Below are 15,108 nucleotides of genomic sequence, written 5' to 3' on the forward strand. Positions count from 1 at the left end.
CAGGTTCAAAATCCGAATAACATGGTTTAAGGGCCCATCGCTAACTCTTAAACCAGATCATATTTCAATATTTAGACAATAGGAATTTTAATTTACCACATTATATAAATTCAATATTATAGGTTCTTGTAACTGAACTGGGCTATCTATAACATAACCTCCAAATGAACAATAGGTCTGTTCGCTATTTTTCACATTATATTTCCCCTTACACTCCTCGCTTTTATTTATGAAAAATACGGGAAATATCAGATCTACATGCTTACCATCGTTTTTATTCTCTTTTAAAGAATTGATATCCAATTTATTTTCTATCCGTTTTAACTCCGCTTTTAATTCGTTTGAAGCATTATCAGAAAACGCTATATGACTTAATGAAACACGTAATGTAATCACTTCATAAAAACAAGTCTGGATGAAAGAGTCTGGTAATTTAAAGTTTTTTTCGAAAGACCTGACGAAAGCAGTATTACCATTAACCTTTTCCTGTGCAGTTGCTAAAATAACGTGAATTCGGTTTAAGCGGTCAATAACATCTGTCTGTCATTAAAGTCAAAACCGATATTAAGAGAGGGCTTTTTAGGAAAGAAATGATAGGCACAAAGTGCGCCCATTGTGTTCATCAGGAAGTTATTTACCGAACGGTGCCTGGTATGCTGCAGCTTGCATATATTCTTTAATTCATCGTTCACACATTCGATTAAGGCTCTTTTTCTGAGCATAATCTTATCAGCTTGCGAGATGTTAAAATCCTTCATATTCTTTCTTGGCTTGGTAATCATTTGAATACCATTTCCCCAGAGCAGATCAGCTAATGCTTTTGATATGTAACCTTTGTCCCCAAACAGCTTGCCGAATATCTGCTGTGTCATAGAGGTCATCAATTTAATGTTCCGGTCATCCACATTGCCCTTTGTAAGATAAAAGGATAATATTTCCCCCCTGTCATTGATGATCAGGTGAAGCTTGAATCCATAGAACCATCCGATGGAACATTGCCCTCGCTCTGCAACCAGGGAAAACACTTTATGGCTATGTATGCGCCTGTTATGGCATACCTTGATATGTGTAGAATCGATAAAGTTGATACCATTTGACTGTCCCAGACATCTGTTTTTCAGAAACAGCATCATGGGTATTGCTACTCTTTGCTGCAGTTCTACAAAACGGTTATAGGATACAAGTCCAGGAAAATAATCTCTGTAATAAGAACAGATGTGACCAATGTAAAAGTGCTTGAGATTGGTGAAATGTCCGGTATGAAAAGCTATCAGAATAGTGATGATCTCACTATCAGCAAGTGAGGCCTTACGGTTTCTGGCTTTACAATTTCCCGCATTAAGCTTATGTTGGATGATCTCAAGTTCAAATTCTTTGCAGAAATCATCAACTTGAACAAAAATTTCGGTAATTTTAGAAGGAGTAAGCATATCAAGTTATAGTTTTAATTTGGTACTTAAATATAACAAAATATGCTTACTTATTTGATAATCAGTAATTTAATCTCTTTTTTGTTCTTTAAAAAGACAATTCTATTATCCCGAACTCACGTTAAAATACTAATCAGTAAGAGAGAAAATATTAGAGAAATTCTTTTAAGAACATGCGGCGCCATTACTTCTATTTTTATAATTTGTTTAAACCTATTTTCAAACTGTTCGCCATGTTTCGCAGCACATTACTAACTGATAAATAAAGGCAGATTTCAAAATCAGCAACATTTAAAGTTCGAGTTGCCTTTTCAAGAACAACTCGAACAGCTTTGTTACATGACAATATTAATCCTGATAAAATTAAAAGCAGATAATATTTTAAGTGGTTCATATACTGGTTACAATTTATTATTTTAAAGATTTTTAATCTAACATAAACCTCACTTCACCTCCATTTAGCAAATCCTTATAACGATAAGACCAACTTTTATGAGTCTTACCATTCCAAATAATCTTGTTTATTTTCCCGGATTTTTCATTAGTCTTAAAATTTTCTATATTCAATATCCTATCATTGGGCAGGGTTAAACTTACTTTTTTGAATAATGGTGCAGTAATTTGATATTCTCCAGAAACGGGATTAACAGGATAAAATCCCATTGCAGCAAATATGTACCAGGCAGACATTTGCCCGGTATCATCATTCCCACTCAACCCTCCTATTCCATTGCCATATTCTTCCTTTAAGATCTGATGAACATATTGCTTTGTCTTCCATGGTGAACGGGTATAATTATACAAAAATGGAATATGGTGTCCCGGCTCATTTCCATGCCAGTATTCATTTTTTTTAAAAAGACTATCCAGGGCTTGTTCAAATTTTTTCTTGCCTCCCATCAACTTTATCAAACCATTTACATCATGCGGCACATAAAACATGTATTGTCTGGAGGTGCCTTCTGTTATGAAACTATGCTTTATGTCGGGATTAAAGTCCTTATACCATGTTCCATTCTTATATCTGCCACGGACAAAGCCTGTTGCTTTATCAAATACGTTCTTATAGTTTTTTGATCTATTGAGTAATATTTTCCAGTCTTTTTTTTCTCCCTTTTGTTTAGCGAACATAGCGAGGGCGTAATCATCAAAAGCATATTCCAAAGTTCTTGACACTTGCTCTCGTTTATGAAAGGCATCTAAAACTTCATCTTCTAAAGGAATATATCCATATTTGAGGTATGATTCCAAACCACGTCTGCCTTTTCCTGTCAAATAAATTTCTTTGGAAGGAATATCAAAAGCATTTTGCCGCATCAAACGATAGGCTTCGGTGATATCAAAGTCCCTGAATCCTTTAAGGTATCGCGAGGTGATAAAACTTGTTGCATGATCTCCTATCATTGCACCGGTTATGCTATTCCAACAAGGAAATATAGGTAACCATTTTGCTTGTTGTCCCTTTATAATCAATGACTTCAACATATCATTAGTCTCTTCTGGTGCAATCAATTCCAATAAAGGTAACTGCGCCCGATAGATGTCCCACATCGAGAAATCATCATAGTAATTTCCTTTGGTAGTTGCGTTTTTATAATGACTATCAAACTGAGGATAAGTTCCATCAACATCATTAAACAAGCGTGGATGTTGCAAACTGTGGTATAATGCAGTATAGAATATGGTTTTATTCTCCCGACTCTCATCCTCGATCTTAATCTTATTGAAATATTTCAACCAATTGGCTTCGCTTTCTTTTTTTATCTGTTCAAAATCCCAATGTTTAATCTCTGCATGAAGATTTTTTATTGCATTTTCTATGCTGGTAAACGAGGTTCCCACCCTTAGCTTTAATTGTTCATTTTTGTTCAGTTTAAAACCAACATAGGCACCTAAATCCTTCTGTTTAGATAGGCTATCTGTAGATTGTAATTTATTATCGGAAAAGACACCCCGAACCGTAAAAGGTCTATCCATTTCGATAACAAAATAACCATTAAAGCCAGCGGGTTTGCCACTGCCCTGATAAATTCTATAAGCGGGATTATATCCTGATATTCTATTATTTTTCTGGTCGACTTTTATGTAAGCCTGATTCTTATCACTATTTGGTGTTATTAAGATATACACACTATCTGTTGCATTGGCCGTGATATTGAAAAAAGCACTTCTTTGTTTTGCCGTAAGCTGAACTTTTAATTGGTATGCGGGTATATCTGTCTGATAATAATTGGGCGTTGCTATTTCGTTTTGATGCAAGTTATCAAAGGCATAAATTTCAGGATTGATTTGCAATTTCCCACTTATGGGTGTAATGGTAAAGCTGCCATAATCTTGAGTACATGAACCGCTTAACCAATGCGTTCCTCTAAATCCGTATAACTTTTTATCATTATAATAATATGGGGCTAAACATTTTTTTTCTGTTTGTTGGGATTGTGGTGTCCATTGTGTCATTCCAAATGGGACTCCCACTGCAGGGATGGTATTTGCTAAATTTTCGGTTCCCGAAGCATGCTTTTGTGAACTTAAAGTTGTAGAAGCTCCGGTGCCAATAAAGGGATTTACGCAATCCAACAAATTCTGCCCGAAAACATGGCTACCAAAACAACAAACAATGGCTAAATAGACTAGTGCTTTTTTCATAAATATGCAACTTTTACTTATTGTTTTTCAACAGCGTTCAGGATAAAATCTACAATAGGTTTTGGATCTTTTAAGCTGTGCGGATGATGTTTACCTCCAGGCTTCATAATTATTTCAATATGGCCTCCAGCTTTTTTAATCTGCTCCGCGAAGGGCAAGGTATTTTCATCTAGCGGAACTACTTCATCTTCGGAACCACAAACATGCAGCATCGGATACTTTCCTTTTACTATCTGTATAATTTTGTTGACGGGACTACCATCAAAATCTGCTATTTTTTGATCTGTATCCAGCTGATAGTCCTTCAAGAAAATCTGCCAATCTTTTGTGCTTCCCGGTCCCTTTCCTTTTCCTCCGGGCCAACTTTTAAGATCCAGTACGGGATTGTCTGCATATATACATGCTACCTTTTTGGGGTTTTCCGCAGCCCAATTATAAACATAGACACCGCCTCTGCTCATTCCTTCTAAAACGGCTTTTTTCGCTAAACCACTTTTCCTTAGAAAATCATAAAAATCATTCCATATAGTTATCGCCTCTTTATTCCCATATAGCTCCACCACATCGCAATAGACTACATGAAAACCTTGTTTGAGCAAAGCAATATCTGTCTGAGGCTCATGCCCCCAAAAACGCGCTCTCCAAATCCATGGCTTCCACTTGGCTACTGTAATGGGTTTAACTATTTTAGCTTTTCTTCCTTTAAAAGTAAAATCTGCACAAACGAAACCATGGAAATCGCTTTGCTTAAAATCGCCTTCAATTTTTGAAAAGATATCGAACTCGGTTTTTCGTTTAAATTTTGGTTCAGCTGAAAATAGTTCTGTGCTAAAACTGGCTAGCAAGAACGAATATACATACAGCGTGAAAATTTTTATTGTTTTATTGTTTGTATTCATCATTTTTTTATTGTAGGTTCTCTATAGGCTGCCTCCAAAATGGAGATACTGAAACAAGTTCAGTATGACCGTAACGAACCCTTTAAAACTATCACTAATTTTAGCTTCATCTCCGAAGAGACAATCCGCAGTAAAGATGTTGAAATAATCCCTCGACTAAGACTGGACATAGTTCCGCATGATCATAAATATAAAAACTAAAAAACCAGAGAAGAAAACTCTCCCCTAGCTCTATCTATCCGCATTAAAACTCGCTTCTAATCTAATTCTCCGGTTTTCATATTTGCCCCAGAGAAATGTTTGTCTTTTATCTGTCCTTTTAGAGTCACTTTTATTACTGTCGCATATTTACCATTCAATGCATTCAGCTGAAAATCGTAGCCGGATTTTGCCTTTTTAAAAGCCACCTTCTGTCCACCTGCTAACAGATTTGCTGATTTTACCGGAGCATTTAAATCAGGTATAGACAATGTTCCATTTTTCGGCAAATCAAATACTGAAAGGTAAAGCACACTTTCTTTTTTATCATTTAATTTGGTGGTTATTCTTCCCCAGGATACTTCATCCAATGGATTTGCTTTGGTTGCATAAATTGCTTCTTTATTTTTATCCATCCATGCACCAATATCTTTTAAACGGTCTATACTTTCCTGCGGGAATGATCCGTCTGGTTTAGGCCCGATATTCAATAAATAATTCCCACCTTTTGAAGCAATGTCTATCAGGTTTCTAACCAAGATTTCCGAACTTTTCCAATTGTGATCCCAGCTTTTGAATCCCCAGCTGCCGTTCATGGTCATACAGGTTTCCCAATCTTTGCCATCCAACTCTTTTCTATCCGGTATTTTCTGTTCTGGTGTTTTGGTATCTCCAGGGAAATTAGGTCTTTTCAATCTATCATTAGTGATGATATTCGGTTGTAGCTTTAAAACATTTTGCAATTTAGTTGCTTGCTCATCATTAATTTGCATCGGTGTATCCCACCAAAGCACAGAAACCTCTCCGTAATTAGTCAATAATTCTTTTACTTGCGGAACAGCCACGTCGTTAATATATTGATCAAACGTTTTTGTCTCCTGAGCAGGATCCCAGTGTCCTCTGTGTGCTTCTGTGTAGGCATTTATTTTGGTCGAATCCGGATTAGGCCATCCTTCGGCCATCACCTTTCTTGCTACAGCCCCCCCCGGGTTTACCCAATCCTGAGATTGTGAATAATAAAAACCCAATTTTATTCCATATTTTTTACATGCTTCTGCCAAAGGCTTTATCAAGTCTTTACCGTATTTAGAAGCTTGCAAGGAGTTCCAATGACTCACTTTAGTATCGAACAAAGCAAAACCGTCGTGATGTTTGGTCGTAATGATCAAATATTTCATCCCGGCATCTTTTGCTGCTTTCGCCCAAAATTCGGCATTGTATTTCACAGGATTAAAATTCTTTGCTGTATCAATATATTCCTGTACAGGAATTTTAGCGCGGTTCATAATCCATTCTGCTCCACCCCTGGCTTGTTGGTGGCCATGATATACCCCGCCCCATTGTGCATAAGTCCCGAAATGGATAAACATACCAAATCTGGCTTCGCGCCACCATGCCATCTTCTCGTCCTTGCTTAAAGCCTGAGCAGATAAATCTCGCTGCCCAATCACAGCGATTAGCACTATCAGGAAAAATCTTCTTAACATCTTGTAAAGTTTAAAGTCAAAAGTTTATATAGTCGAAATCAAAACTTAAGCACTGGAGCTTCAATTTACATTTCTAAACAATTTTCAATATAAACGAATTTATTTAACAAAATATTCAGCGTTAATTACATTTTTGAATGTGATTTTGGCATTTTGTTGATAGCCAGTCAATGGTCCTTAATCATATGTTATGATTTATGTTTAATAAACTATCATTTTGTTTGAAATGACCTCCTTATCAGTATTTATTTCAGAAATGTAGACTCCCGGTTTGAGTGTTATTTTGAGAGGTATTTCGGAACGAATGCCCTGATTGTTAAAATTTTGCATAAAAAGTTTCCTACCGTCTATATTAAATATAGATATAGAAATATTTCCGGATGACAATTCATTAGTGAGAAATAATTTCCCATCTCTTGAATATACGGTCAATCGATTATGATTAAAATAATCTATTGCAACGATATCGGAGTCTGAAAATTCGTAATTAGAATTCACTTGTCTTATTCTGTAATAATTTGTTCCAATAGCCGGGAATTTATCATTAAACACATAATAATCCATATCAGAAGCTGTCACTTCTTTTATTATCTGAAATGCACCTACGCTGCTATTCCTTCGTAGTACCTGAAAGAAAGTATTCGGTTTTATATTATTCGCTCTCCATTCCAAATTGATTCCATTTTCGGTTTTATGTGCTTTGAAAGAATTTGTAACTATTGCCATTGTATTTACCCGATACAGATTCCATTCCGAAAACTGAATTTGAGTAGCCCCACTATTTGCTGTAATATCTAATTTATAATACTTGTATGCAGTAGTAGCATTAACCACGAAAAACCTTCTTTCATATCTATTGTTAAAGCTCTGATTAGTTTGTACATCCAGTGCATCCCAAACTGCTCCATCATTAGACCCGTATAATGTCCAATCTTTTGGATCTCTTGTCGGCGTATCATTGGCCGATGCTACCTCATAAAAACTTAATATCTCGGACGTGGGGGACTGGTATTGAACCCAAAGCTTATTTTGGCCAACAAAGTATTTGGTGGCGGTGTTTACATCGATCAGATTAGGATAATTTTCAGTTTGTTTACTGCTGGTATATTGAGCGGTCAGTATTCCTCCATTTCCTGTAATCCGATAACTGGAATTAGGATCGGGGATTGTTGCATTCGCAGACAAAGTTTTAAACTCGTTGATTTTACCTGTTACCGTCCCTTGCTCATTGATGGCGTCTATCCTCCAAAAATAAGTTGTAAGTTCCTCAAGATTTTCTACTCTAAAAATATAATCCCCCACTTCCACTTGTTCCTGTAAATTGTCTTTGTCTTTACCAAAAAAGACTTTATATGATTTCGTATTGGTGGAACCTGTCCATTTTAAATCTATATTAAGAGGAATTCCAACGCTTTTATCTCCCGGTAAGAGTCCATAGGCCTGCTCTGGTAATTTTGATTGGTTGGGTAATGACTCCAGGTACCTCTGCTGTTTTTGCCATAAGAGTCTTGCGGTTCCCTGAGGATAGGATGCAATCCTTCCAGCGTTAATATTGATATTAACCATCCGTTCAAATTGATCAGGTCTGAATGTTGGCAAATAGAAATATTCATCGCGAACATACTTATCACCACCTGAATTTCCTGAACCGACAGTACCATCTATCCTCCCGGCATAAGTACCATCAGGTTGTGGTATCCCTAAAACCATATCTATATAAGTATTCGCAAAAGGTACCAGATCTTCAAATTTGATTCCATAACGGCCGGTTTTATAAGCAATATATAATCCCTCTACATCGTAGGCTAAATGGTTAGCATCTTCCACAGAACCACCTATCGCATATAGAAATAACTTCACGTTATTTCCTTCTTTAGATTTCTTCGACTGTGTTTCTGAAAAAAACCACTCCAGATTTGGATTAACAATATTATCATATAATACAATCCTTGCAGGATCATCATTTAAAATGAGGTGACATTGTGTTAATCTTACAAAAGCATTGGTTAACATAAATGCCTGGTTCCATGGAGCGGGGTCATTTGGTTTATAAGTGTTTGGCGCTCCGGGAAAGTAGTAGCGGTTTCTATCACTGGTACGAATAAAACGTGGGAGTATCCAATTGTCCATTACATAATTGGATTCCCGTATGTATTTTAATGCCCTTTCTTTATAGGTCTGATTCAAATCTCCCTGTTGATTGGGAATTGATTGGTCCCAAATACCCGAGTTTTGCAATATTAACAAAGAACAATAAACCATATGAGATAAGACCTGCCCCTGCTCTATTCCTGCTCTTGCGGGCACCTCTGTAACATCAGATGGCCATACAGGTTCTATATTACCTGTCCACACTATTTTTTGCCCACCTTCGCTTTCCGGCTTTAAGTCATTTCTTCCCGACAATGCCATGTCGCAATAATGTATCATTCTGTTTAGGATCTCTATATCTCCTGTCGCTTCATACATCAAGCCACAGGCCTCTATAGCTTTTCCATTATTGCCATAGACCCAAACATTTCCTGCATTCTGATTTGGATCAGGATTTACCTTACCATTCATGTAATTTTTGAATGCCTGAATTTCCTTTGGAGTGATAGGTCCGCTTAAATTTTCTAAGAGGAGGGATTGTGCCCTTGTTTTCCAGGCTACAAATAGAAAACAAATTATAATAGCAGCTTTTAGGATTGTTTCTTTCATAAAATAAGATTTATGAAAGACAAATTAATAATTTATAAAAAACTATATATCAATACATTTAGCTTTATATTAAGCAATTTTGGCGATTAGAGAATTTTAGAGATTTACAAAGTTTAATTACCATTGGTCTTAAAACTTAATAACACAATCGATTTTTTGAACTTGTAAAATAATTTTATGATATGCAAAAAAGGTCTGAACTAAAGTCCAGACCTTCCCTATTAAGTTACTTGTTCGGCTATTATAATGGTAATGCCGGAGAAAAGAACGATCCTATCACATGTACAGTCCCGTTTGTTGCTAAAATACTACTTGTTCTAACATTAAGAACATCATTGAGCTGAATTGGATAATCACTTGTATTACTTGGAGAAGAGTTTAATACTTTTATCGTCATTATCGATTCAGGATTTGTATTCGGAATAAAATTTGCTAAGGTTATTCCTGTGGGCAATGTATTAAAGTATCCTGCGGGGCACAAAGTATTTGCATTGATGGTTTGCAATGCCGGAATAGTGTAGTGGTTATATTCTCCCTCTACTATCAAATACTTAAGATAATTCCTAACAAACTCTTTTGGATATTGATTCCAATTAGTAGCGTTTGCATTATTAACCTTGAAATTTGTCCAGAATGCAGGAGCAGAGAGAGTTGGAGGATTTCCTGAAGAAGCCCCATACATCAATATAAATGTTCTGTTAGGCTTAGTATACTCCAAAGTGTCTATCTCAGAATAGATAATGGCATCCATCATTCTGGCAAACACCCTTGTTTCCGCTGTATTTCCATAAGATCTTTCCTTTAAATATTGCCACACAGTCTTATCCATCTTAGGATCTAGTGTATGTGGCGTTCTGTTATAATCTTTCTGTACATCCAAACCAAAAAGAGTGCAACCAGAAAACAATGCCAAGGCCGCTATTCCGCCCCCTACTTTTTTAAAAATTCTATATATCGTTTTCATAATACTATCTGTAAAAAGAATTTTGCTCTAATTTTTTATTATCTTCCAAATTGTTACGATGAATAGGCCACAAAGCTTTTTCGTCAACATTTGTCCCGAAACCTTCCGTATAGGGAGCACCCTGAATTTTCGATATTCTACGATTGATAACTGGGTCTAATACTTTATTCAAACTACGAGTTCTCACTAAATCAAACCAACGTTTACCTTCTCCAAAAAGTTCTAATCGCCTTTCACGTATAATTTCATCTTCCAGCCCTACAACTCCAGCTATAAGAGGATCAGCATCTAGCAAGGCTACTTTTCCTGCTCTTTGTCTAATGAAGTTCAAATATTTCAACGCATTCGGTCTATCACCAGTTCTATTTAAAGCTTCCGCATAAGATAAGTAGACATCTCCTAATCTATACATTACCAAATACACTGGATAATCTGTGGCTTTCGGCGCATTAGTTCCACTTGGAAAACCACTTGCAGGTACATTATAATACTTCAACACTTTATCATAGTGTCCCAGACCTGCTAAAGTATCTATACTAAGCGTAACTCTCATATCCGTTTTATCCTTTTTCCAATCAGCATGTAAAACCGAATCTACTCTAACTTGATTATTTGAACTACCTATAGAAATCGGGATACAAGCACACCCATTATTTGCCGCGTCCCAATTGATACTCCAAATAGATTCTTTCGATTTAGATGGATCCAAAAATAACTTTGGTCTCCAATCGGCAGCTACTTCCAAATCTGCAATAGTAGTCCCAGTGTAAACCTTGCCTGTTGGTGCCTTAGCTTTGAACACATTTTTAAACCAGTTTATTGCTTCAGTATAGGAAGCATTATCACTATTCATCCCTGCTTTCCACATGTAAACATCTGCTAATATAGCTGCTATAGCACCTTCATTAATATTCCACACGTTTGAGGTTTGATTCTTTTGGATAAGATTATAAGCATTTTTCAAATCCGGGATGATGATTTCTTCCATGATTTTTTCTTTAGATTCACGGGGTCTCTTGCTTTCAACCATATAATCTTCATAAGGTTCTATCCAAATCGGCGCATCTCCCCATAACCTAACGATATAGAAGTAACACATAGCTCGCATGGCATAACACTGTGCCAAAAAATTATCTCTTAAAGTTGGTGTTACCGCATTATCTAATTTCGCCGCATTAGGTATATATTTTATCGCAAGATTAGTTAAACCTATTGTGCGATAAAAACCCGTCCAATCACTAGCACTATTTCCAGAAGTTAAGGTATTTATTGAAAGTTCTCTCACTAATGCGCTTGTATACTGCCCATTAAAATCAAAGTTATCTGCCCTTCCCTCTCCCCAATAATGATATTTTCCTGTAAAATTTTTTGTTCCTCCTTCTCCGGTCATCTCTTGCTGAAACGAACCGTAAATTCCCGCCATAGATGCATTAACATCTTTAAGCGTTTTATAATAATCTTTTGTATCTACTGCAGTCAAAGGTTTCTCTTCTAAGAATTTCTGACAACCAGAAGTGGCTAACAAGCCTACAAATACCGTAGCGTATACAACTATATTATGTTTCATTAAGTGCATATTATTAAAAATTAACATTTAAACCCAAACCAAACTCTCTCACCTTAGGATACTTTCCTGTATCATTTCCAGGTTGCAACTGATTAGAGGTGCTAAATTCTGGGTCAAACCAGGAATAATTTGTCCAGGTAAGTAAATTCTGACCAAAGAGATATACTGTAGCGCTTTTTGCAGCAATTTTACTTGCTAGCTTTTTATCTAATGTATAAGCCAATCTTGCGCTGGATAGTCGAATAAACGAACCATCCTCTAAATACAGACTATTATAGTTATTTCTAATACTTCCTCTAGTATCTTGTCTACTAACAAGTGGATATTGAGTTATGTCTCCTTGTCGAAACCAAGAAGTAGTTGCCATATCCCAAATCGGAGGAGTGTAGGTAGACGATGTTGTATTCTGTCCATTGGCTACTGCATTATAAACCTTATTGCCAAACTGGCCATTGAATAAGAAACTCAATGAAAATTGTTTGTATCTAAAAGTATTATTTAAACCAAAATAGAATGTTGGTAATCCATTACCGGCGATAACTTTGTCATTATCGTCTATAGTACCATCATTATTTGTATCCTGCCAAATGGTGTCTCCTCCCTGAAGTTTAACTCCATTGTAATATTTACTTGTTATTGGTCCTGTATACGGTTGTCCATTCAACGTGTAACCTCCAACACTTTCTACCGATTTACCATCTGCACTCACTACAACATCTACTGGAGTTAAGCGCTGATTGTCCGGAGTATACGCATTAGAGACATCATATTGATATACTCCTTCATTAATAAATAAGTAGAAATCACCAATTTTACCACCTTCTTTTACTAACCACTTATTTCCGGTAATAAATGAAGTACCATTTGCCAGCTCTTTAATTTTAGACTTCGGAAGAGTCATATTTGCATTTACATCCCAAACAAAATCTTTATTAGCAATCGGGGTACCCAATACGGTTAACTCAAAGCCTTTATTTTGAATTTTGCCTAGATTAGTAACTACCTGGTATTTGCCAGACTCTTTACCTAATTCTGAGGTATACAGTAAGTCCTTTGTTATTTTATCGTAATATTCAGCTGTTAAGGTTACTCTTCCTTTTAAAAAAGACAAATCAATACCATAATTTGTTGCAGTAGTTGTTTCCCACTGTATAGCACTATTTCCTAAAACGCGATCTGCAGAGGCCCCAAGCTGTCCATTATAATAATAATCTCCAAATTTAACGGTCGTATAAGACATATAGTTTCCAATGGCATCATTCCCTGCTGAACCCACACTAAATCTCAATTTTCCATCATCAATTATACCTTTAGTCCATTCCATAAATTTCTCAGAAGTAAATCTCCAGGCTGCTCCAGTAGAAAAGAAATCACCCCATTTACTGTTAGGCCCAAATCTGGAAGAGCCATCTCTTCTAAATGTTCCTTGCAACATGTATTTTCCCTGATAACTATAGTTAGCTCTGGCTAAGATAGATACATTTGAATTTGCCGTCGCAGAAGTACCTGTTTGTGCAGTATTAACGTCTATTGTACCAACGTTAGACATAAATATATCTTCATTTAACAGGTTCGTAACTCTAATTTTATAATTATCTGTTCTTCTTCTGTCCAACGTGAAACCTGCTACTGCAGAAAAGTTATGAACTTTATTAAATATCTTTTCATAATTAAACACAGATTGTGATTCCCAGTAAACTTTTCTTTGACTAGAGCCAAATCCTTCAGAGATACCGTTAGTGGTTATCCTTGCTGGAACTACTTCTCTGTTATTGTTGTTATCCAGATTTGCAGTAAACATTGTCGAAAAACTTAAACCATCAATAATTTTGTATTTAAATTGGGTGTTGAACTGCGAAACATAGTTATTGTCAAGATTTTTATCTAACAAAGCATAGGCTACCGGATTTCGCTTTGACTCAATAACTCCTGCCAATTCTCCATCTGGTCTATATAAACTTGTCCATGGATTACGTTCAAAAATTTGCTTTGCTGAATTACCTAAATTAATGATATTTCCTGTTTGGTAAGCAAAAGCAAGATTATTGGAAACCGAAAGTTTCGGACTTATCTGATAAGTAACATTCACCTTTGATTGTACTCTTTTCATCCAACTATTTAATACCAAAGCTTGATTGTCAGTGTAATTCAATCCGGCATAATAGGTCAAACCTTTTTGTCCGCCACTTAAGCTTAAATTAGCAACATGTTTTTTCGAAGTCCTGAATAACAGATCCTGATAATCGTTGTCTGCATTTAAATACGGATTTACAGAGTCCACATTACCAGCAAAATTTATCCCACCACCACGAATCATTCTATAGTATCTTAACTCGTCTGCCGAAGTAGTTCTGATTTTATGGGCCAATTCTCCAAGCGTAAAGGTATATTGCCCTGCTATTAAAGGTTTACCCTCTTTACCTTTCTTTGTGGTAATTAAAATAACCCCATTAGCACCTCTTGCTCCATAAATTGATGCACTTGCAATATCCTTTAGAATCTCTATTGATTCAATATCCTGAGGATTAACAAAATTCCCATTTTCACTAATCACCCCATCTATTACATATAGCGGACCAACTCCCGTCGCATTAATGGAAGAAGCTCCTCTAATTTGAATAGTCCCTTGTCCCATTGGGTCTCCATTATCATTCACTACCTGAACTCCAGAGGCTTGACCTTGCAACGCGTCAAATAAAGTAACGGGCTGTCTTTCTGCGATATCTTTGCTTGTAACGGATGATTGAGAACCAGTTAAATCTCTTTTTGTACTCGTCTGACCATAACCAAGAACAACTACCTCATCCAGGTCATTAGCATTTTCAACAAGTGTCACATTAATTGCCGTCTGATTACTTACTTTTACATCTTTGGTTACAAAACCAATATAGCTAAAAGATAAAACTGCATCCGGGCCAGGGACAGTAAGACTAAACTGTCCGTTAACATTGGTTTGGGTTCCCGACTGACTTCCTTTTACTTTCACGGCAACACCCGGAAGCGGATCACCATTACTTTCTTTCACTACCCCCGTCACTTTTATCTGCGCCACAGCTTCTATTACAGAAAGACACAACGCAAACGCCGTTATAAAACATATTTTGAATAACCTGGCTTGGCTATCAAAAAATGCAAATGGCAATTGTTTTTTTGATTTACTCATGTTAATAATGATTAGTATAATTTAAATTCAAAACCTTATAACTCCTCTCTCTAA

9 protein-coding genes are annotated in these 15,108 nt (G+C 36.2%); all 9 read right to left on the reverse strand.

The annotated features are described in order from the left end of the window. Positions 1-87: 87 nt before the first annotated feature. Positions 88-396 carry a hypothetical protein gene (locus PEDSA_RS10275; RefSeq protein ID WP_013633095.1) on the reverse strand — a complete coding sequence of 103 codons (309 nt, stop codon included), beginning with the start codon at positions 394-396 and terminating at the stop codon, positions 88-90. A 122-nt stretch (positions 397-518) separates the two neighbouring features. Next, positions 519-1,430 carry an IS982 family transposase gene (locus tag PEDSA_RS10280; RefSeq protein WP_013633096.1) on the reverse strand — a complete coding sequence of 304 codons (912 nt, stop codon included), beginning with the start codon at positions 1,428-1,430 and terminating at the stop codon, positions 519-521. A gap of 426 nt (positions 1,431-1,856) precedes the next feature. After that, positions 1,857-4,076: a GH92 family glycosyl hydrolase gene (locus PEDSA_RS10285; RefSeq protein ID WP_013633098.1), complete on the reverse strand. Its 2,220-nt coding sequence runs from the start codon at positions 4,074-4,076 to the stop codon at positions 1,857-1,859. 17 nt (positions 4,077-4,093) lie between these two features. Then, positions 4,094-4,978, reverse strand: a complete 885-nt coding sequence (locus PEDSA_RS10290; RefSeq protein WP_148233525.1) for an alpha/beta hydrolase family protein — start codon at positions 4,976-4,978, stop codon at positions 4,094-4,096. 254 nt (positions 4,979-5,232) lie between these two features. After that, the gene (locus PEDSA_RS10295) at positions 5,233-6,660 is read right to left on the reverse strand and encodes an alpha-L-fucosidase (RefSeq protein ID WP_013633100.1); all 1,428 of its coding nucleotides are present in this window, start codon (positions 6,658-6,660) and stop codon (positions 5,233-5,235) included. 201 nt (positions 6,661-6,861) lie between these two features. Then, positions 6,862-9,360: a T9SS type A sorting domain-containing protein gene (locus PEDSA_RS10300; protein ID WP_013633101.1), complete on the reverse strand. Its 2,499-nt coding sequence runs from the start codon at positions 9,358-9,360 to the stop codon at positions 6,862-6,864. Between the two features lie 241 nt (positions 9,361-9,601). Continuing rightward, a complete protein-coding gene (locus tag PEDSA_RS10305) occupies positions 9,602-10,324 on the reverse strand; it encodes a hypothetical protein (protein ID WP_013633102.1) in 723 nt (240 codons plus the stop codon). Positions 10,325-10,328: 4 nt separating this feature from the next. Further along, positions 10,329-11,891: a RagB/SusD family nutrient uptake outer membrane protein gene (locus PEDSA_RS10310; protein ID WP_148233526.1), complete on the reverse strand. Its 1,563-nt coding sequence runs from the start codon at positions 11,889-11,891 to the stop codon at positions 10,329-10,331. A 13-nt stretch (positions 11,892-11,904) separates the two neighbouring features. Further along, positions 11,905-15,054, reverse strand: a complete 3,150-nt coding sequence (locus PEDSA_RS10315) for a SusC/RagA family TonB-linked outer membrane protein (RefSeq protein WP_013633104.1) — start codon at positions 15,052-15,054, stop codon at positions 11,905-11,907. Between the last annotated feature and the right edge of the window lie 54 nt (positions 15,055-15,108).

Origin of the sequence: Pseudopedobacter saltans DSM 12145 (genome assembly GCF_000190735.1) — a bacterium.
In the GTDB taxonomy this organism is placed as follows: domain Bacteria; phylum Bacteroidota; class Bacteroidia; order Sphingobacteriales; family Sphingobacteriaceae; genus Pseudopedobacter; species Pseudopedobacter saltans.